The sequence below is a fragment of the Brevibacillus brevis genome (assembly GCF_900637055.1).
GTDB lineage: Bacteria > Bacillota > Bacilli > Brevibacillales > Brevibacillaceae > Brevibacillus > Brevibacillus brevis.
The window spans coordinates 4,421,596-4,442,051 of record NZ_LR134338.1 but is presented as its reverse complement, the minus strand read 5'-3'; the positions used below and the strand labels follow the sequence as shown (position 1 = coordinate 4,442,051).

18 protein-coding genes and 1 riboswitch are annotated in these 20,456 nt (G+C 47.7%); of the genes, 16 read left to right on the top strand and 2 right to left on the bottom strand.

Features of this window, described 5'->3' with window-relative positions:
- The first annotated feature begins 7 nt into the window (after positions 1–7).
- The 7 genes from EL268_RS21355 (at position 8) to EL268_RS21325 (ending at position 7,287) form a co-directional block, all read left to right on the top strand.
- The gene (locus EL268_RS21355; protein ID WP_048031973.1) at positions 8–874 is read left to right on the top strand and encodes a branched-chain amino acid ABC transporter permease; all 867 of its coding nucleotides are present in this window, start codon (positions 8–10) and stop codon (positions 872–874) included.
- Between the two features lie 5 nt (positions 875–879).
- Entirely contained in the window at positions 880–1,851 is a 972-nt protein-coding gene (locus EL268_RS21350) for a branched-chain amino acid ABC transporter permease (protein ID WP_106657568.1), read from the top strand.
- Position 1,852: 1 nt separating this feature from the next.
- On the top strand, positions 1,853–2,614 hold the full coding sequence (locus EL268_RS21345; RefSeq protein WP_106657569.1) for an ABC transporter ATP-binding protein: 762 nt from the start codon (positions 1,853–1,855) through the stop codon (positions 2,612–2,614).
- A 1-nt stretch (position 2,615) separates the two neighbouring features.
- Positions 2,616–3,329, top strand: a complete 714-nt coding sequence (locus EL268_RS21340; RefSeq protein WP_106657570.1) for an ABC transporter ATP-binding protein — start codon at positions 2,616–2,618, stop codon at positions 3,327–3,329.
- 126 nt (positions 3,330–3,455) lie between these two features.
- On the top strand, positions 3,456–3,707 hold the full coding sequence (locus tag EL268_RS21335) for a DUF2164 domain-containing protein (protein ID WP_106657571.1): 252 nt from the start codon (positions 3,456–3,458) through the stop codon (positions 3,705–3,707).
- Between the two features lie 35 nt (positions 3,708–3,742).
- Entirely contained in the window at positions 3,743–5,524 is a 1,782-nt protein-coding gene (gene uvrC / locus EL268_RS21330; protein WP_106657572.1) for an excinuclease ABC subunit UvrC, read from the top strand.
- A gap of 102 nt (positions 5,525–5,626) precedes the next feature.
- Positions 5,627–5,814, top strand: a riboswitch (Lysine riboswitch).
- A 231-nt stretch (positions 5,815–6,045) separates the two neighbouring features.
- Positions 6,046–7,287 (top strand): aspartate kinase, encoded by a 1,242-nt coding sequence (locus EL268_RS21325; protein WP_106657573.1) that lies wholly within the window; start codon positions 6,046–6,048, stop codon positions 7,285–7,287.
- Positions 7,288–7,336: 49 nt separating this feature from the next.
- Here EL268_RS21325 and EL268_RS21320 read toward each other — a convergent pair whose 3' ends face one another.
- Positions 7,337–7,789, bottom strand: a complete 453-nt coding sequence (locus EL268_RS21320; RefSeq protein ID WP_106657574.1) for a YslB family protein — start codon at positions 7,787–7,789, stop codon at positions 7,337–7,339.
- Positions 7,790–8,218: 429 nt separating this feature from the next.
- Here EL268_RS21320 and EL268_RS21315 point away from each other — a divergent pair, with 429 nt between their 5' ends.
- Genes EL268_RS21315 through sdhB form a run of 3 tightly spaced genes read left to right on the top strand, consistent with a single transcriptional unit; the run spans position 8,219 to position 11,372 of the window.
- Complete coding sequence (locus EL268_RS21315; RefSeq protein ID WP_106657575.1) at positions 8,219–8,830, top strand: succinate dehydrogenase cytochrome b558 subunit; 612 nt, start codon at positions 8,219–8,221, stop codon at positions 8,828–8,830.
- A 19-nt stretch (positions 8,831–8,849) separates the two neighbouring features.
- Positions 8,850–10,604: a succinate dehydrogenase flavoprotein subunit gene (gene sdhA / locus EL268_RS21310; RefSeq protein ID WP_106657576.1), complete on the top strand. Its 1,755-nt coding sequence runs from the start codon at positions 8,850–8,852 to the stop codon at positions 10,602–10,604.
- 18 nt (positions 10,605–10,622) lie between these two features.
- Entirely contained in the window at positions 10,623–11,372 is a 750-nt protein-coding gene (gene sdhB / locus EL268_RS21305) for a succinate dehydrogenase iron-sulfur subunit (protein WP_049737738.1), read from the top strand.
- A 602-nt stretch (positions 11,373–11,974) separates the two neighbouring features.
- Here the strand turns inward: sdhB and EL268_RS21295 are convergent.
- Positions 11,975–12,415 carry a MarR family winged helix-turn-helix transcriptional regulator gene (locus EL268_RS21295; protein ID WP_106655737.1) on the bottom strand — a complete coding sequence of 147 codons (441 nt, stop codon included), beginning with the start codon at positions 12,413–12,415 and terminating at the stop codon, positions 11,975–11,977.
- Between the two features lie 189 nt (positions 12,416–12,604).
- On the opposite strand from EL268_RS21295, the gene EL268_RS33745 reads away from it, so the two are divergent.
- From EL268_RS33745 to EL268_RS21265, 6 genes are all read left to right on the top strand, one after another.
- Entirely contained in the window at positions 12,605–16,336 is a 3,732-nt protein-coding gene (locus EL268_RS33745) for a S8 family serine peptidase (RefSeq protein WP_106655738.1), read from the top strand.
- A gap of 71 nt (positions 16,337–16,407) precedes the next feature.
- Complete coding sequence (locus EL268_RS21285; RefSeq protein ID WP_106655739.1) at positions 16,408–16,806, top strand: hypothetical protein; 399 nt, start codon at positions 16,408–16,410, stop codon at positions 16,804–16,806.
- Between the two features lie 92 nt (positions 16,807–16,898).
- Positions 16,899–17,357 carry a chemotaxis protein CheX gene (locus tag EL268_RS21280; RefSeq protein ID WP_056497752.1) on the top strand — a complete coding sequence of 153 codons (459 nt, stop codon included), beginning with the start codon at positions 16,899–16,901 and terminating at the stop codon, positions 17,355–17,357.
- A 74-nt stretch (positions 17,358–17,431) separates the two neighbouring features.
- The gene (locus EL268_RS21275; protein WP_106655740.1) at positions 17,432–17,956 is read left to right on the top strand and encodes a hypothetical protein; all 525 of its coding nucleotides are present in this window, start codon (positions 17,432–17,434) and stop codon (positions 17,954–17,956) included.
- Positions 17,957–17,976: 20 nt separating this feature from the next.
- Positions 17,977–19,725 carry an ABC transporter ATP-binding protein gene (locus tag EL268_RS21270; protein WP_106655741.1) on the top strand — a complete coding sequence of 583 codons (1,749 nt, stop codon included), beginning with the start codon at positions 17,977–17,979 and terminating at the stop codon, positions 19,723–19,725.
- Positions 19,677–20,342 carry a GNAT family N-acetyltransferase gene (locus EL268_RS21265; protein ID WP_232029986.1) on the top strand — a complete coding sequence of 222 codons (666 nt, stop codon included), beginning with the start codon at positions 19,677–19,679 and terminating at the stop codon, positions 20,340–20,342. The genes EL268_RS21270 and EL268_RS21265 overlap by 49 nt, the downstream gene beginning before the upstream one ends.
- The last annotated feature ends 114 nt before the right edge of the window (positions 20,343–20,456 follow it).

The following is a 20,456-nucleotide window of genomic DNA, read 5'->3' as shown; positions in this document are numbered from 1 at the left end:
GAGGCATTTGTTTTGGCAGCAATTAGTCAACGGTTTGACAGTTGGTAGCACTTATTCATTGATTGCATTGGGCTATACGCTCATTTTTGGTGTCTTGGGAATCATTAATATGGCACACGGCCAAATTTTTATTTTTGGATCACTGGTTGGCTTGGTATTGATGACCAGCCTGAATATGCCTTTAGGGGTAGCGCTGATCGTAGCGGTCGTGATATCGGCCATTTTGGGTCTTGTGTTGGAGTACACAGCGCTTCGTCCACTTCGCAAAAAAAATGTACCCCATCTGGCATCTTTGATTAGTACGATCGGATTTGCCATTTTGATGGAGGAAGCCATGCACAAGTTTTTCGGTGCTGACTCCCGTGCGTTCCCGCAATCCTTTGGGGATACCACTTTTGACTTGGGGCTCATTCAAATTCGCAGCGTCGATCTCGTTATTTTGGGGATTTCTGTGTTGCTGATGTTCGTCCTGCATTTTTGGATTCAAAAAACGAAAATGGGAAAAGCCATTCGCGCGACGGCTGAAAATACGGATACGGCAAATATTTTGGGGATTAACACGAATATGGTCATTGTTGTTACTGTCATGCTTGCTTCGGCACTGGGAGGCGTCGCCGGCATATTGATCGGGATGGCATACTCCGCTCTCATTCCGACGATGGGAATGACGCTTGGCTTCAAAGGTTTGGCCGTTTTGATTTTAGGCGGAGTAGGCAGCATTCCGGGAGCCATGGTGTGTGGCGTATTGCTCGGGATTATCGAGGTGTTTACCGTCGCGTACGGAGACTCGTCGTATCGGGATGCGGTTGCTTTTGGCTTGATCATTCTCATTTTGCTCTTGAAGCCGGAAGGACTATTTGGACGCAAAGCGTAAGGGAGGTGCAGATATTGGACATTCTCAATCCATATAACTTACAGGTACTTACTTTTATTTTGTTAAACAGTATTTTGGCGATCAGTATTTACATTACGCTCTCGACGGGTCAGCTTTCTTTGGGACATGCGGGCTTTATGAGCATTGGTGCTTTTACAGCGAGTATTTTGACGAAGCAAGCGGACATGCCGCTATTTATCGCCATCATAATCGGAGGACTGGCGGCAGGGCTGATTGCACTCTTGATCGGTGCTCCGACATTGAAGCTTCACGGCTTGTACCTGGCAATTGCTACGCTTGGCTTTGGAGAAGTGATTCGCGTTATTTTTCTCAATATGGAGATTACGAACGGTGCACTGGGGCTGACCGGACTTCAATCGATTGGCAATTACTTGTACGATTTTGAAAAAGCTATGGGGTTAAAAGCACAAACCTTTGGCATTTCGGTCATGCAAATGAAGTCATTATCGACCTTTGTGTTCATGCTGCTCCTGTTTGCCTTTGTTCTTTTCCTGACGCTGCGTCTGAACCGTTCGCGTCTGGGACGTGCTTTTGAAGCGATCAAAGCAGATGAAACGGCAGCGCGGGCAATGGGACTGCAAGTCAACTATTATAAGATGCTTGCTTTTGTCATCGGTTCGATTTTGGCAGGGGTGTGCGGAGGATTGTTCGCCCACATTACGACGACTATTACGCCAGATGATTTTAACTATCATAAAGTCGTAGAGATTCTGTCTTATGCCGTGATCGGCGGCAGTGAAGTGGTTTGGGGTCCGCTGTTCGGGGCCTTGGTTTTGACAGCACTGCCGGAGGTGCTGCGTGGTTTAGCCGAGTACAAAATGCTCATGTACGGTTTGATCATGGTCGGTGTAATGGCGTTCCGCCCGCATGGCTTGATCGGTGCCGATACGTTCCAAAAGCTGTTCAAGCGTCGTCGGGGCAAGTCATCGGACAAGGAAGCGAAGGAGGGAGTGTAGGATGTTGCTGGAACTTGCGAACGTAGGAAAAAGCTTTGGCGGCATCACCGCTCTTCGTGACGTTTCTTTTACTGTCGGCGAGGGCGAAATTGTCGGCTTGATTGGTCCGAATGGTGCGGGAAAAACGACCATTTTTAACATGGCAACGGGCATATTCGAACCAACGACGGGTACCTTTTCTTTTGCCGGACAAAAGCTAAATGGAATGGCGCCTAACAAGATTACCGAAATGGGGATTGCGAGGACGTTCCAAAATATTCGCCTCTTCGGTCACATGAGTGCATTGGACAACGTGAAGGTCGGATGTCATTCGCGCATGAAGGCAGGCTTCTGGGCTTCCCTTTTGAAAACGCCGGGACAACGTGCGGAAGAAAAGGCTGTTACCAAAAAAGCGGAGGAGCTCCTCGAATTCGTAGGCTTGTCTGACATTGCTGACGTCCGCTCGGATACACTGGCCTACGGTCAACAACGGCGTCTGGAGATTGCACGGGCACTGGCTACTGAGCCAAAACTCTTGCTTTTGGACGAGCCTGCTGCCGGAATGATCGAGACTGAGACGAAAGCGCTCATGGAGCTGGTCAAAAAAATTCGCGATGACGGGACGACTGTCCTGTTGGTCGAACATGATATGGGATTGGTCATGAACCTGTGTGAAAAGGTCGTATGTATCAACTTTGGAGTCAAAATTGCTGACGGCACCCCGGCAGAAGTACAAAACAATCCAGATGTGATTGAAGCCTACCTCGGCAAGGAGGACGAATAAGATGCTGAATATACAAAATTTGACGACCTCCTACGGTCAAATCAAGGCAATTCGTGGCATAACGCTGGAAGTGCCTGAGGGCAAAATCGTCTCGCTGATCGGGGCGAACGGAGCGGGCAAAACCACAACCATGCGCACGATCGCAGGTCAACTGAAGCCGGAAGCAGGGACGATTACGTTTTGTGGTCAACGCATAGAGGGTTCGAGACCGCATCAGATTGTAAAAGCCGGACTGGCTTTGGTACCAGAAGGGCGTGCGATCCTCGGGAAGATGACCGTGCTGGAAAACCTGGAGATGGGCGCATTCCAGCGCAACGATGCACAAGGCATCAAGGAAGACATGGAGAAGATGATGACCTGGTTCCCCATCCTCAAGGAACGGCTTTCTCAATTGGGAGGGACGATGTCTGGCGGTCAGCAGCAAATGCTAGCCATTGCTCGCGCATTGATGTCTCGACCGAAGCTGTTGCTATTGGACGAGCCTTCGATGGGCTTGGCTCCCATCGTGGTGGCGGACATTTTCAAGGTGATCAAAGAAATCAATGCGGAAGGTACAACCGTCCTCATCGTGGAGCAAAATGTCAAACAGGCCCTCAAAATCGCTGATTACGGGTATGTACTGGAGGCAGGGCAAATCGTATTGGACGGCACAGGAGAATCATTGTTAAACGACGAGCGTGTAAAAGAAGCGTATTTGGGCGGTCGCAAGCACTAGGTTTGCCTATAAAAAACTGTCGCTATGGAATGAGGCGGCAGTTTTTTTCGTATTCATTCCATGGTACTATGAAGGATAGAACGTATATTCTCTTCTGAGTTGAAAAAGGGAAGGAAGCCGGATACGATGCCAGCCAAATTGACGAGAGAGCAAATGGAATATCTAGTTCATCAAGTACAACGCTATTTTAAAGAAGAACGGTCGGAGACACTTGGCAATTTGGAAACGGAAGAGTTGATTGCCTTTTTTTCAAAAGAGCTTGGTCCCTTCTATTACAATCAAGGGGTGCAAGACAGCCGGAAGCTGCTGGTGGAACGGATGAGTTCCTTGGAAGATGAACTATATGTATTGGAAAAGCCATTCCACAAGAACAAATAGATGCAAGACAGATATAGAAAGGGGAGGGAGCAGCCATGAACAGCTCCTTAAAAGATAAACTGGCCGTCCTGCCAGATAAGCCAGGCTGCTACCTGATGAAAAATGCGAGCGGGGAAATCATTTACGTAGGCAAAGCCAAGGTGCTGAAAAACCGCGTCCGCTCTTATTTTACAGGCAGTCATAACGGGAAGACGCAGCTGTTGGTCAGCGAGATCGTGGACTTTGAGTACATTGTGGTATCCTCAGCGATTGAGGCGCTCATCCTCGAGTGCAACCTGATCAAAGAGCACGACCCGCGTTACAATGTCATGCTCCGCGACGACAAGACGTATCCGTACATCAAAATTACGAATGAGGCGCAGCCACGCCTGGAGATTACCCGTAAGGTATTGAAAGATAAAGCCAAGTATTTCGGTCCGTATCCAAATGCCGGAGATGCCTCCGAGGTGAAGAAGCTGCTGGATCGCCTCTATCCGTTGCGCAAATGCCGCAATATGCCCAAGCAGGTTTGTCTTTACTACCATTTGGGACAATGTCTTGCGCCCTGTGTGTACGAGGTATCGGCAGAGGAAAATCAGCGTTTGGTGGACGAAATCAGCCGGTTCCTCGATGGTGGTCATGAGGAAATGAAGCAAACCCTTACGGAAAAAATGCTGCAAGCCGCAGAAAACATGGAGTTCGAGCGTGCAAAGGAATATCGCGATCAGATCAAGAGCATCGAAGCGGTGATGGAGAAGCAGAAGATCACGTTCACCGATACGGTAGACCGCGACATTATCGGGTTCGCTGTGGAAAAAGGCTGGATGTGCATTCAGGTGTTCTATATGCGAAAAGGGAAGATGATCGAGCGTCAGACGACTTCCTTTCCATACTATGGCAGCGAAACCGAAGACTTTATGTCATATGTGAGCCAGTTCTACTACGACAAGCAAAATGCGCTGCCAAAAGAAGTTTTGCTCCCGCAAGAAAGTGAACCGGAATTGTTGAGTGAATGGCTGGGCATCAAAGTCCATGCTCCGAAAAGAGGCAAAAAGCATGAGCTCGTGAAGATGGCTTCCGAGAACGCCCGTATTGCTTTGCAGGAGAAGTTCGCGCTGATGTCCAAGGACGATGCTCGTACAGTCCAAGCGGTACACAATCTTGGTCACATTTTAGGGATTCCGGTTCCTCATCGAATTGAAGCGTTTGACAACTCCAACATTCAGGGAACCGAGCCTGTGTCTGCGATGATTGTGTTTACAGACGGGCGCCCTGACAAAAAGGAATACCGCAAATTCAAGATCAAAACCGTCGAGGGGCCAGATGATTACGGCTCCATGCGCGAAGTGGTTCGTCGTCGTTACTCTCGCCTGCTGAAAGAAAACCAGCCGATGCCTGACCTGATTGTGATCGATGGTGGGAAGGGCCAAATCAGTGCGGCTATGGACGTGCTGGAAAACGAGCTGGGCCTCTATATTCCCGTCTGTGGACTCGCGAAGGACGAGAAGCACCGCACCGCTCAGCTCATGTACGGAGATCCGCCAGAGCCTGTGAATCTTAGACGGGATAGCTATGAGTTTTATTTGTTGCAGCGCATCCAAGATGAAGTCCACCGTTTTGTTATTACATTCCACAGACAATCCCGGACGAAAACGATGCTCTCCTCGCAGTTGGATGAGATCCCGGGTATCGGTGAGAAGCGACGCAAGCTGTTGTTCTCTCATTTTGGCTCGTTGAAAAAAATGCGGGAGGCGACCGTCGAAGACTTCCGCCAATTAGGGATCGGCGACAAGCTGGCGAAAGAAATCATCGCTCATTTGCGCAAGCTTGACACATAGCAAATGCAACTTTTTGAACGACCTCTAAAAAGGAATTGATCCATTTTTAGACTCATGTTATAATCCGATTCAAACAGAATAGTTAGCCTCACTTCCATTATGGAGTGAGGTAGAGGCGCGAAAACCAAGAGTACCACCCTGAGATCGGGTATCTGTGAAGGGAACGGGAAAGGGGAATTCGCCGAAGTGTGGAGGGAAACCCGCTTTTCTCCATGCTGGGTCTGCGTTGAACAAATGCAGGACTGTCATCTGCACAATGACCAATTGTCAGATGGAGAGCTATCTCACGGTGTGTCAATGTGAGTTTTGATGGTGATGACTGTCAATCTTCGTTGTCCGCGTGTATTGGGAGGGAGGAACCGGTATGTCGAAACAGTAGGCAGCGGCAGGTCTTATTCCTTGTCGGTGCCTTTTTTGTAAAATAAAAATGCAAGACTTTTCCTTATAGAGAGAATAGTGAAAAACCATACGATACGAGATAAATACCAACATTGGATATGAGAAAAAGGGAGAGAAGCCGCATGGGGTTGATCGTGCAGAAATATGGAGGCACCTCTGTAGGTACCATTGAGCGAATTTTACGAGTTGCGGATCGAATAATCAGCTACAAAGAGGAAGGGCATGATGTGGTAGTCGTTGTTTCTGCAATGGGGAAATCTACTGACGTGTTGGTAGACATGGCCAAGCAGATTAGCGCATACCCATCCGAGCGTGAAATGGATATGCTGCTGACCACGGGGGAGCAGGTATCGATCGCGCTTTTGTCGATGGCCTTGCATAGCAAAGGCTACGACGCTATTTCTCTAACGGGCTGGCAAGCTGGGATTACCACGGAGGCGATTCACGGAAGAGCACGGATCAAGCAAATTGATCCAGAGCGGATTCAATCGGAGCTCGGCCGTGGTCGTGTGGTGATCGTGGCAGGATTCCAAGGGATCAGTGACGAAGGTGAAATAACGACGCTCGGCCGCGGTGGATCGGATACATCTGCGGTTACACTCGCAGCGAGCTTGAACGCTGAGAAATGCGAAATCTTTACGGACGTGTCCGGGGTGTATACAGCTGATCCGCGAGTCGTTCCAGCTGCGAGCAAGCTGGATACGATCTCGTACGATGAGATGCTGGAGCTGGCGAACCTCGGTGCAGGGGTTCTTCATCCAAGGTCAGTAGAGGCTGCGAAAAAATACAAGGTAAGGCTGGTCGTCCGCTCGAGCTTTACTGCCGAAGATGGTACGTACGTTGAGGAGGTTGCCAACATGGAAACAGGAAGAGTAGTAAGTGGAGTTGCACACGATGAAGATGTTGCCAAAATCACGGTTGTCGGCATGCCTGCAAAGGTCGGGACGCTCTCCCGTCTGTTCAATACGCTGGCGGACAATCAGGTGAACGTGGATATCATTATCCAAAGCTCCTATGATGCGTCTGTTACGAACATTTCTTTTACCGTTGCAGCGGATGACCTGAAAAAAGCACTGGATACGTTGGACAGAAACAAAAACGAGCTCGGCTTTGAAAAAATCGATTTCGAGGAAGGCTTGACCAAGGTATCAATTGTTGGCTCAGGCATGATCAACAATCCAGGGGTAGCTGCCGAAATGTTCCGCGTCCTGGCAGAAAAAGAAATTTCTATTAAAATGGTATCTACGTCTGATATCAAGGTTTCTTGCGTCATTCCAGCAGCCTTGACAGAGCTGGCTGTTCGCAGCCTTCATTCGGCATATGGTCTGGATGTCAAGGAAACCGCGATCGTGCACGGAGTATAAAATATGGATGCTCCCTCTCCCTTTGTTATAGGTAGAGGGGGCATTTTCTTCATGACGCCACTTGTACAGTTATACGTATGTTTGAGGGGCTTTCCATTTCGATTTTGCTGAACGCTTCTCTTTCTTTCCACTGCTCAATCATACCTGCGATGATCCCGGCCTCAAAAGAAAGACTGCATCCTAGTCTTTCTATAGACTGATAGCTAAAAATAGAATGGATGAGTGAATAAACGATAGTTTGCCCGGTTTCCTCCACGACGTCTAGCTGGCCTAATCCAAGCCGAATAAAAGGCATAATCGGGCCTGTTGCAGATTGAATGGGGATTTGGCGGCCCATATTTTTTCCTATCCAATAGAGAATATGGTTTTCACTATCGCCTAGCAGGGTACTGGTCAGCGTTTCGCGTAGAAGATGATAGCCAAGATAGGGCATATTCATTCTTTCCGCATAGGGAATGATTTCCGGCGGCAACAGTGCTGCAAGCTGATCCTTCTCTTTCATATGTGCTTCCCTCCTGTCTGTACTAGATTATGAGGAGGGGCCCGCATTCATGACATCGTAATAGAAAAAATAGCTGGACTAAACAAAGTTATTCTATCAATGTATTTAGTACATTGATTGTCTTGACGCTCTGTGTCGACAAGAGTACAATTGGATTTGGTCAAAGTTTTGCCCAACTTTTTCTCGTATTTTGACACATTCCGACAAATTCAGTTGATCTAGTGAACGCAGTCTTTTTGTGAACAGCGTCAAGATGCTTTTCATAAAATGATCGTGGCGGTTTTGCTATGTCTAATGGGTAAGGCAATGGGTTAGGATATTGGGGAAAGGTCTATCAAAACGGCCGAAAACCGTTTTGGACCGCTTGCGGTGATGCTTGACGTTTTTCACAGAATTGAGAGTTACATACATTGAAAGGGGGACCATTGTATGGCGAAAGGCCATAGCTTTCTCAGTCACAAGCTACACTCACTTCTTGGTTTGTTTCCGATCGGGCTCTTCCTCGTGTTCCACTTGACCGCCAACTATCAAGCGACTCGTGGGCCTGAAGCTTTCAACCAGGCAGTAGGCTTCATTGAAAGCCTTCCATTTCTGTTAGTACTTGAATTTGCCTTGATCTACCTCCCGATCCTGTTTCACGCTGTTTACGGTCTCTACATTGCGTTCCAAGCGAAGCATAACGTAGGGAACTTCGGTTACTTCCGAAACCAAATGTTCTTGTGGCAACGCGTTACAGGAGTCATTACCCTCATTTTTATTGTTTGGCACGTTTGGGAAACTCGTATCCAAAAAGCACTGGGTGCACACGTGGATTATGACATGATGGCAAACATTTTGAGCAGTCCTGCAATGATCGTATTCTACACAATCGGGATTATTAGCACGACTTTCCACTTCTCCAACGGACTGTGGTCGTTCCTGGTTCACTGGGGAATTACAGTTGGGCCGCGTTCCCAACGCATTGCAACATTCCTGACTTTGGGCGTATTCGTAGTTGTAACCTTCATCGGCTTGCGTGCGATGTCGGCTTTCATTTTGTAGGGATAGGGGGACAAAACTCATGGCAAAAGGTAAACTGATCATTGTCGGTGGAGGTTTGGCCGGCTTGATGGCTACCATCAAAGCAGCAGAAAAAGGCGTTCCTGTTCAGCTGTTCTCCCTGGTTCCGGTAAAACGTTCCCACTCTGTCTGTGCGCAGGGCGGTATTAACGGTGCGGTAAATACCAAAGGGGAAGGCGACTCCACATGGGAGCACTTCGACGATACAGTATATGGCGGAGACTTTTTGGCAAACCAACCGCCAGTTAAAGCAATGTGCGATGCAGCACCTGGCATCATCTATATGCTGGACCGTATGGGCGTAATGTTTAACCGTACGCCAGAAGGTCTGTTGGACTTCCGACGTTTCGGGGGAACCAAACATCACCGTACCGCTTTTGCGGGTGCGACAACTGGACAACAGCTCTTGTACGCATTGGACGAACAAGTACGCCGTTATGAAGCTGAAGGTCTGGTAACCAAGTACGAATATTGGGATTTCCTCGGAGCCGTTTTGGACGATACAGGAACCTGTCGCGGGATTACTGCACAAAACATGCGTTCCGGTGAAATTCAATCCTTCCGTGCGGATGCCGTTATTTTGGCAACAGGCGGACCTGGTATCATCTTCGGTAAATCGACGAACTCGATTATCAATACAGGTACAGCAGCGTCTGCGGCGTATCAGCAAGGGGTTATCTACTCCAATGGTGAGATGATCCAAATTCACCCAACTGCAATCCCTGGCGACGACAAGCTGCGTCTGATGTCCGAGTCTGCTCGTGGTGAGGGTGGCCGTGTATGGACGTACAGAGACGGTAAGCCTTGGTACTTCCTGGAAGATAAATACCCTGCATACGGAAACTTGGTGCCGCGTGACATCGCGACTCGCGAAATCTTCTCCGTTTGCGTAGATATGAAACTTGGTATCAACGGCGAAAACATGGTATACCTCGACTTGTCCCACAAAGATCCAAAAGAACTGGATGTAAAATTGGGCGGTATTATCGAGATTTACGAAAAATTCGTTGGGGATGACCCACGTAAAGTTCCAATGAAGATTTTCCCTGCGGTTCACTACTCCATGGGCGGTATGTGGGTAGACTACAACCAAATGACCAATATCCCTGGTCTGTTTGCAGCAGGTGAGTGCGATTACTCTCAGCACGGTGCAAACCGTTTGGGTGCGAACTCCCTCCTGTCCGCGATCTATGGCGGTATGGTAGCAGGTCCAAAAGCGATCGAGTACATCAAAGGCTTGAACAAATCCTCTGATGATCTGTCTTCCACGCTCTTCGATGGCTTTACTAGCCAAGAGCAAGCGAAATACGACAGCATCCTGAAAATGGACGGAACAGAAAATGCTTACCTGATCCACAAGGAACTGGGTGAGTGGATGACTGACAACGTAACGGTAGTACGTTACAACGACCGTCTGCAAAAAACGGATGATAAGATCGTTGAACTGATGGAACGCTACAAGAAAATCAACATCAACGATACGAATAAATGGAGCAACTCTGGTGCGGCGTTTACCCGTCATCTGTGGAACATGCTCGTACTGTCCCGCGCGATCACGATTGGTGCGCTCAAGCGCGATGAGAGCCGCGGTGCTCACTACAAGCCTGATTTCCCTGAGCGTGATGACGAAAACTTCATGAAGACGACAATGGCGAAGTACAATGCAGAAACGACTGCGCCTGAAATCTACTACGAAGACATCGACGTATCCCTGATCGCACCACGTAAACGTGACTATACGTCTGACAAGAAATAAGAGAGGAGGAAACTGATCATGGCAGAAAAATTGATTCATTTGATTATCACTCGTCAAGATAGCCCTGACAGCACTCCGTACAAGGAAGAGTTCAAAATCCCTTACCGTCCTGGTATGAACGTGATCAGTGCTTTGATGGAGATTCAACGTAATCCACTCAACGCACAAGGTCAAAAAACGTCTCCAGTAAACTGGGAATCGAACTGCTTGGAAGAAGTATGCGGTGCGTGCTCGATGGTTATTAACGGAAGACCGCGCCAAGCTTGCTCGGCACTGGTTGATAAACTGGAACAGCCGATTCGTCTTGAGCCAATGAGCACCTTCCCTGTACAACGTGACTTGTCGATTGACCGCAGCCGCATGTTCGATGCGCTGAAACGCGTAAAAGCGTGGGTTCCAATCGATGGTACGCATGATCTGGGACCAGGTCCTCGCATGCCGGAAGTTGAGCGTCAATGGGCGTACGAGCTTTCGAAGTGCATGACGTGCGGTGTTTGCTTGGAAGCTTGCCCGAACGTGAATGCGAAGTCTGAATTCATCGGTCCGTTCGCAATTTCACAGGTTCGTCTGTTCAACCAGCATCCAACGGGTATGATGAACAAGCATGAGCGTCTGGAAGCCCTGATGGAAGATGGCGGTATCGGTGATTGCGGTAACTCGCAAAACTGCGTACAAGCATGTCCAAAAGGCATTCCGCTCACAACCTCGATCGCTCACATGAACAAAGAAACAACCAAACATGCAGTGAAGAAGTTCTTCTTCTCCTAATTGTTTGCAATAGAAAAGGCGTGCACCGGTGATCCGGAATGCACGCCTTTTTTCAGTATAGGAATGTTTGTTTAAGTGTTTACTGTATATGCCGCTGTAGTGGAGAGAAGAATATTTCCAGTCTAGGCTCCAGGCTCCGTCCCTCTGGAGGCTGAGACTGTCCGCTCCGAAGGGATTTGCGGGGAAACGCAAAAGTGGTAGCCGCTTCGTCGCCCGGGCACGTTGCGTTTCTGTTGCCCGCAAATCCCTTCTCCGCTAGGTAGGACTCCACAAGTCGCTACGTCTGGAAATATTCTTCTCTAGCGTAACTGACTACATTCTTCATTCTTTTAAGGCTTTTAAAACCCGTTTAACACGAAAAGCTCGTAGAGGAAACAGGAGAAATAAGCGAAGATCTTAGGGACGCCGACCGAGACGGAATGCAAAAAGCGAAACACGCCTTTAAGCGTCCACCTCTGAGACACATCCTGAAAGAACTACTTTGGACGCGGTTTCGCTTTTTGCATGGAGTCGTGCAGTCAATCCCCCAGGGGGTGGCCCTAGAAGCTGAGCGTTTTCTCCTGTTTTCTCCCCACCACATCAGCAATGTACAAGGAGTTTATTCAATTCGTCTCAATGACCGCCGCCACTGCCAGTTTTTCAAAGATGCTGACGAACTGCTGGAGTTCATCCTCGCTGAGGTGAGAAAACATTTTATTTAGTTGTTCTCTCCGTTTCTGCTTGGCTACTTGCAAAATATGTTTGCCAGAATCACGCAAGCTGATGTAAACCACTCGACGATCTTCCTCATCACGATCACGGGCGACGAAACCGTGTTTATCCAAACGGTCGACCATTGCTGTGATTGCGCTAGGTTTGACCCCCATTGATTCAGCCAATTCTCCAACGGTGCATTTTTCCTTCTGTTCCAACTGATGAAGAATGTAGAATTGCGGGCCAGTTAAACCAGAGACAGGTTCGGCTAATTGCGTTCCCATTGTGCGCATAATGGTACGAAACGCCTCCTGCAGGCGCTCAAGCGTATCTGTTGAGGGGGAGGGCATGCTCGTATCTTCTCCTTCTTTGATCTATTTCTTCGTTATCGGGAATATTTGATATGTAATATTTAATGCACTTAAATATAGGCTGAAAATCCTTCGTTTGTCAACCTTCGCGAAATGAAGGGAATACCCAAGCGCTTCCTAGTGAAAACTGAAAACATAATGGAATGACTTCCAGCAAGGGGGCAAACGATGAAGAAAAAGGTATGCAGCATTGGATTGATATTGGCTTTGCTTCCCGCAACGACTGTCAGTACAACAGCGTTTGAAGGAACGGCGACCATTCGTACACAGATTTTGCAGGATCTCGCGGAAATGCACCAGCCATTACATACAGGCAAGGCGGACAAGGAATATAAAACGAAGGCAGATGAATGGCAACGACAAGAATTGCTATTGCAAGGTGAGCAATTAAAATCTGCGCCTGTCGATTCGCTGGAAATGATTGAGGCGACTCAGGCTTGGGAGGAAGCGGGGGTAAAAGGGGAAGGAATGCTCATTTCCGTGATCGATACGGGAGTCAATCCGCGTCACCCTGATTTGCCTGCTCCGCATGATAAGCGTTCAGCCATGCAAAAGTCAGGTTCTTCCCAGAAGGTGATCCCTGGCTTTAACTGGGCTGACCGTAATCAAACAACGGAAGATGTATCGGAATCTCAGCACGGTATCCATGTAGCGGGAATTATTGGCGCGAACGGCAAAGTTAAAGGGGTCGCTCCTGAATCCCAGCTCATCAGCCAAAAAGTATTTTCCAATTATCAAAGCGAGATTCCTGGGCTGGGTGAATCGATCTTATTTGCGATCAATGATTCCATTACGAAAAAAGCAGATGTCATTAACTTAAGTCTCGGCTCTTCTGCGGGCTATGTGGATGAAACAAATGTGGAGCAAATGGCTGTGAAGAAAGCAGTCGACAATGGGATCATAGTAGTGGCAGCGGCCGGCAATGATGCGTATTTCGGCAGTGATAAGGTACGAGCACAGAATCCGGATATCGCCATGATCGGTTCTCCAGGCTTGAGCCCTGATGCGTTTTCTGTTGCCTCTGTCAATGCTACAGCACTAGCTGGCCATAGCTTTACGGTTCAAGGGGTACCCGGTATGGAGAAAGTCGTGTATTTATCGGGATATGTGGAAGGCGGGGGTGCGATAAACCCAGTCATGACGCTGATGAAGCCGTATCCGCTTGTCTATATGGGGAAAGGCAAGAAAGAAGACTACAATGTTTCCGTAAAAGATAAAGTGGTATTGCTCGAGCGAGGTGACATTTCATTCGACGAAAAGCTGCGCCTCGCCAAAGAAGCAGGAGCAGTTGGTGCTGTCATCTACAACAATGAAATGGGGCCACTCATTATCAGTGCGGAGCATGCCAAACAAATCCCGGCTGTTTCTGTCTTGAAGCACATGGGCGAGCAAATGGCGCAAGCGATAAAAAAAGGCAAGAAAGTGACCGTCTCATTTAACGGTGAATATGGACAAAATTCAATGCCGTATCCAGACGGAGGAACGATCTCGGCTTTTTCATCATGGGGACCAACACCCGATTTGCAGTTTAAACCGGAGATTGCAGCTCCAGGTGGGGGCATCTTGTCACTCACGCGTGAGTCTGAGTATGCCGTGAAAAGTGGTACGTCAATGGCAACGCCACATGTGGCAGGGGGGATGGCTTTACTGAAGCAAGGCTATCTCAAGCAAGGGCGGAACCTGCAAGGCAAATCGCTTGTCGATACGTTAAAAGCTGCGGCGATGAATACTGCAGAACCGATTATCGATCCGCAAATTAGCATCCCGGCAGAGGATAAGGAGAAAGCAAAAAAAGTACCTTACAGCCCACGGGTTCAAGGGGCAGGAATGATGCAAATCGCAAAAGCGATCAAGACGCCAGCCATTGTTGTGACTGCAAAAGGAAAAGCAGGTGTCTCGTTGGGAGAAATTGGGAATTCAACGACCTTTTCTCTGTTTATTAACAACAAGTTTGGCAAGAAACCAATTACGTATCAGCTGCAAAATGAGTTTGGTGTCATGACTGACTTACGCAAGAATGGGATCAACATGCTGACAAATACCCTTTTCGAGGGGGCAGAACTAAAATTTTCCACTCCTAAGGTTACCGTTGCGCCGGGGAAGTTAGAGGAAGTGAAGGTAACGCTCACGATTCCAACAGGCGCAGCACGCAATCAATTTGCAGAAGGATTTATTTCCTTTCAACCAGATGATAAGGGATTGCCTACGTTGCGCACGCCGTTTTATGGCTTCTATGGCGACTGGGATGAACCAAGGATTATGGATCAGCCCGTATGGGAGGCAGAAAGCCAGGAAAAACGAACAGGTGTCAAGACGAGCTGGTATCACGATAAACGCAATGACAAATGGCGCTATCGGGATTATCTAGGTGTTACAGGTGTCAAAGCCGATGGCGGTGCAAAAATCGATCCCAATCATATTGCCTTTTCGCCAAACGGGGATGGGCATTACGATGTCGCTGCTCCTTCCATTACATTTTTGCGCAATGCCCGTCATATTATCGTCGAAGTAACAGACCAGACAGGCAAGCCGATTCGCACTCTTGTACGTGATGAAAAGGTGAGCAAGTACGACCAATCCAAATTGGGGACGCCCTACTATTACACGGAAAAAGAAGCATGGAGCTGGGACGGAAAGATCTTTTCACCGCAAAAAGGCGCCTATATACAGGCACCCGATGGACAGTACCAATTCTCCATTAAGGCCAAAATAGACGGACGCAATGCAAATTGGCAATCGATGACACTCCCGATCCGCGTGGATACAAAAGCTCCTGTGATTACAGCTTCTGTGTCGGGAAACAAGGTTCAGTGGAGTAGCCGTGATAAAGATATCCAGGCCTATTTCCTTTATGTAAACGGCAAAAGGGTAGGAGGCCCCTATTCTCCAAAAGTGTCCAGCACACTCATTAATCAGCCGGATAAAAAAATGAGTGTGGTAGCGTATGATTATGCAGGAAATATCAGTGTGGCGCATATTAACGGGAAAAGCGACAGCACACCGCCATTTGTGGAGTTCCCGGATGATTTGTTTCCTTATCTGAAAATATCCAAGCAGCCGGATGTAGCCTTCAGGGGCAAAGTAACAGGCGAGGATATGATGGACAGAGTCCGCTTGTCGATTAACAAAACGCCTGTAAAGCTGGCGACGGATGGATCATTTGAAACCATTATGCGATTAACGGAAGGTCTCAATTATGTGATGTACAGTGCAATGGATATGTATGGAAACAAGCGCCAGTTCACGCAGCGGGTCATCGTCGATACGAGTCCTCCTACACTGCAATTGCTAAACGATGGCAGCGAAGACGTGCAGTTCGATCCAGCAACCAAGAACATGTTGGTTCCGGTCCGCTTCATGTACAGGGATCAAACATATAAAGGTCAGGTTAGTATCAATGGGGAGATTGTGTCCTACTTTGAAGAAGAGCAATTGGAAATCCCTGCGCAAAAATACGTAACGCAAATTTTGAGTATGAAGCAGGGAGAAAATCGCATTTTGCTTGAAGGGAAAGACGGTGCAGGCAATCAAAGCATGTTGCTGGTGTATGCGTATGTGGATGCTAATGCAGGGGCGGTCGTCATAAGTAATGGAGAGCAGCGTACTTCCTACAAGGCGCGAACAGTACCAGCTCCGACGATACAGCTGTCGAACAAACAGCTAGAAGGGCAGGAAGGTGAAGCGCTGCCCATCGAAGGGAAAGTGACAGGTGCTGGTGCTGTTAACCTCCAAATCAACTATGGATCAAAAAGCTTTCAGACCAACGCGAATGATCGTGGGCTATTTCGCCTGGTGCTTCATGAGGTAGAGGAAGGCAAACAAAAACTGACGGTCGTTGCCACTGATGAGCTGGGAAGGGAAGCCCGAGCGGAGATGAACGTCGTCGGAAAGAAAAAGTAGGGTAGTGGGCCCGTCAGTAGCAGCGAAAAGGCTATTGCCGGGCCAAAATTTTTGTGGGAGGATGCCATTCGATGTTTTACCACGGGATCAAGTGGGAATATGTTACGAGAGAGTACCCTGTGCTATCACCGAGAAGGACCGCCAGGAGGAAGCGTGGGGCAGAGCAATTGAGGGATCGCATTCATCTGATCGAACAATTCGGTTTAGAGCCAGTTCATTTGCTTGAAGCCGATGAGCATTACGATACTGTACGCTGTATCCAGGAATGCTTGGCGTTTGGAGATACTGTTTTTGCCTTTGATCGCGTCCAGCTTCCGATGTGGCAATTGAGTAAGCATGAGATCGGTGTAGAAATATTGGACTTGCGAACGTGCATGGCTATCTATACCATTCGTCATGAGACAAAAGTAGAGGATTATTTTCCTGGCATACCTTGTTTTCGTGACCTTATGCCTATGAAGTTTTCGTAATCCTATTGCATCTGCCAAATACCGACATTATGATAGTCCTATACGAGTACAACCTCTAAGAGTGAATTGCCCGGGAAAGGAAGAGAACGCAAATGATAGTCCAGTACCTTGATCCATTTCTTGAATCAGCTTCGTCCGTGATTCAACAAGTATGCAATGTCGACATTTCGCGTGGAGAGTTAGCTGAAAGAGAATGGAGCCATGTAGAAGGCCATACATGGATTCGAATCGGAATGACAGGTCAATTACAAGGTGAGGTCTTTTTCGGTCTGCAAGAGGAATTGGCTTTGCGTATTGTCTCGGCCATGATGGGCGGCTATCCCGTGCAAGAGATGGATGAACTCGGAAAAAGTGCCATTTCCGAGTTGGGGAACATGATTTCAGGGAATGCGAGTACGCTTTTGTCCAATCGAGGAGTTATTGTAGACATAACCCCGCCCTTATTTTTACACCAGCATGACTTGAAGGACATGGCAGGGACAGCATTGACTGCACCGCTCGATCTTCATGACATGGGCAGACTGGATATTCAAATTATTGTGATAAGATAGAGGCGGCTGCTGGCCGTCTTTTTTGTGAAGGATCATTAGCCACGCATCATCATTCAAAGGAGGGATGGAAAGAGATGGATCATTACTTCTCGATCTGTTCAGCTGAGATGTATTATGAGAAATACATGACCTTTTTATTGGAAAACTACGACCAGCTTCGGATGCCATATTCCTTTCCAGTGGCGCTCAGTTTTCTGGCGAGTCCCGTTTTCATGGAGGGAAAAGCATTTCTTTGCTTCAACGATGACGATGAAGTGATCGGTGCCTTTTCATACATTTACGGGACAGGTGAAAATCAGTACGAAGACAAGCATATCGTTCAAATTCAGGTAGTCTATTTTTTAGAACAGTATCGCAGCAGTCGCCTTTTTTTGCATGCCCTTCAGTATGTAACCGAGTATATTGCCTATATGGAGGAGGACGTGAAGGAGTTTCGATTCTGGACTTCCTCGGACGACTCTTTACGCAAATTGTTTACCAAGATTGCAGAACGAGTAGCTTCTGTGGAAACGGCAAACGGTCCATTGGATGAATATCGCGCATCATTTTTGGCTTGGCAATCCTATGCAGCCAGGTTTCAACATGAACCATTTTTCTAATCCAAGAAGGAGACGTCACGATGCTGTTCGTCATCAAAAATCTGTTTGGCTACATACGCCCCTATAAGCTCCTGAGTTTTCTTTTTTTCCTCACGCTTGCACTCGATCTGCTTTTTTTATCCTTGGCACCTCTTAGTTTCCAGATGATCATCGACAAAGCGATTATTCCCAAAGATATGAACGATTTCACGGTCATCATGATGGTTTTGGCGATTAGCGGGTTTATCTGTATCAGTGCGGGAATTATCAGTGATTATGTGCTGGCAAAACTAAACGCACGTGTGCAAAATGATTTGCGGCAAAAATTGTTTGCGTATATGCAGCACTTGCCGGTCAGCTATTTCCACAAAACACGTTCGGGCGAACTGGTTTCTCACTTTTCAGTGGATTTGCCTGTCATTGACAGATCGATGGCCATTCTCTTCACGACGGGTATTCAGTCATTGGCAGTCGTAACGATCAGTACGATGGTGCTGTTTTACTTGGAATGGGTGATGGCGCTATGTATTTTGGTGGGAGCAATCTTGATCTTTACGGGTCCTTATTTACTTGGTCGACGTGCCCACACAATCAATGCCGCATACAAAGAACAGCTCGCAGCTATGACGAATGATGTCCAAGAAAATACGAAAGCGCAAATGGTTATCAAGGGCTTCAACCTGCAAGATGTCATGATCGATAAATTCAATGAAAGACTCCAATTGCTGTTGGTCAGCCACTATCGCAAAAATTTGATGGCAGCGAATCTGGAACGAATTCCTGCCCTATGCTTACTCCTCATCAACTTTACGATCATTGGCTTCGGTTCCTATCTGGCACTCACAGGGCGAATCTCTGTCGGTTCGCTTGTCGCCTTTTTCACCATGTATACGTCGATGGGGAATGCAGTGTTTAATCTGACCTTTACGCTCCCGCTGATTACAGATGCGCAAGTCAGTATGGAGCGAATCCAGAAGGTGCTGAATGAACCTAGTGAAAAAGTCGACCATTCCGCAGAGGAACTACTCGATTTGCGTACGACTGAAGTGTCCGTAAATAATGTTACGTTTGGCTATCAAGAAAATCAGTTGTCTATCAAGCAGGTCAGCATGCAGATTCCCGCGCGGACAAAAGTTGCGATTGTTGGTTCCAGTGGGTCTGGAAAAAGCACGATCGTTCAGCTGTTATTAGGCTTTTATCAACCTAGTTCTGGTCATATCGAGATAAACGGGACAAAACTCGATGATTGTAATCGGGGAGCCTTCCGCAACCACCTAGGGGTCGTCTTTCAGGATCACTTTCTTTTTCACGGAACAATAGCGGAAAACATCCGGCTCGGCAAACTCAATGCGACCAACGATGAGCTGAGGATGGCTGCACAGCAAGCGGAGATCCATGACTTTATCATGACTCTACCAGACAAGTACGAAACACTTGTTTTGGATGGGGGAAGCAACCTCTCTGGGGGACAAAGGCAGCGACTTGCCATTGCTCGGGCGATTCTGCGCAATCCTTCTCTACTCATTCTGGATGAAGCAACTTCTGCTCTCGATCCCATTTCAGAGGCTTCTATTCACAAGACTTTTGCGAAGCTTTCCAGCGATCGGACTGTCATTACGGTGACGCATCGTTTGTCGACGATAACGGACATGGATCAAATATTTGTGTTGGAGCAGGGGGAACTGGTGGAGCAAGGGACACACTTTCAATTGTTGCAAAAGCGGGGCTATTACAGAAGGCTATGGGAGAAGCAGCAGAGAAGTTTCACCTCCTCGCACGCGGAAAGGTAGAAGTATCCCAAACATCTGCTGAATCTGAGGAGCAGATTCGACTTGCAACGTCCAACAGCCGATACGTTAACGATCAAAAAAAGAAAGGCAGTGTGCAAAGGATGCATGTCCAATTTAGAAGCTGTATCAGTGACAGTGATTTTGCCCAATTCACGCTATTTTTTATGCGCAATCGATTGGAATTTAGCCGTATGTTTTCCCTTAGTGACACGCTTGTTCATATTTTGACGTTTCTCCCGGATTCTCATTTGATCCTGATAGAAGACGAGCAAGGTAAACTGGTCGGATGGGGCCATTATCAATACTTGACAGCAGAAAAGCAACCAGACCCTGAGGGCGAAATCTGCTATATCCATTCAGTCATCGTTGAAGAAAAATATCGAAGGAGCAGGGTATTTCTGAAAGGCTTTCGCCACCTTATCAGACAGGTTCAAGAAGAAAATGCACAAGTGAAACAGGTGACCTTTTGCGCTGATGCTGATCATGCTTATTTGAACCGGCTCTATTCGAAATTTGCCCAGGTTGCAGGGGAGCAGGAGGGCTATTACGGAGAAGAAAACATCTATATGGCCGAAATCAATCAACTCGCTTCCTATCTGGGAGTTGCCAGTAATTGACGTTAAATAAGGAAAAATGCTATTCTTAAGAAGATATTGTCAGAAAGGAGGTCTATCGGATGATTCCAATGGTCCCACGTTTGAAAGACGGAGTAAGAAAACCTTTCACTGCTT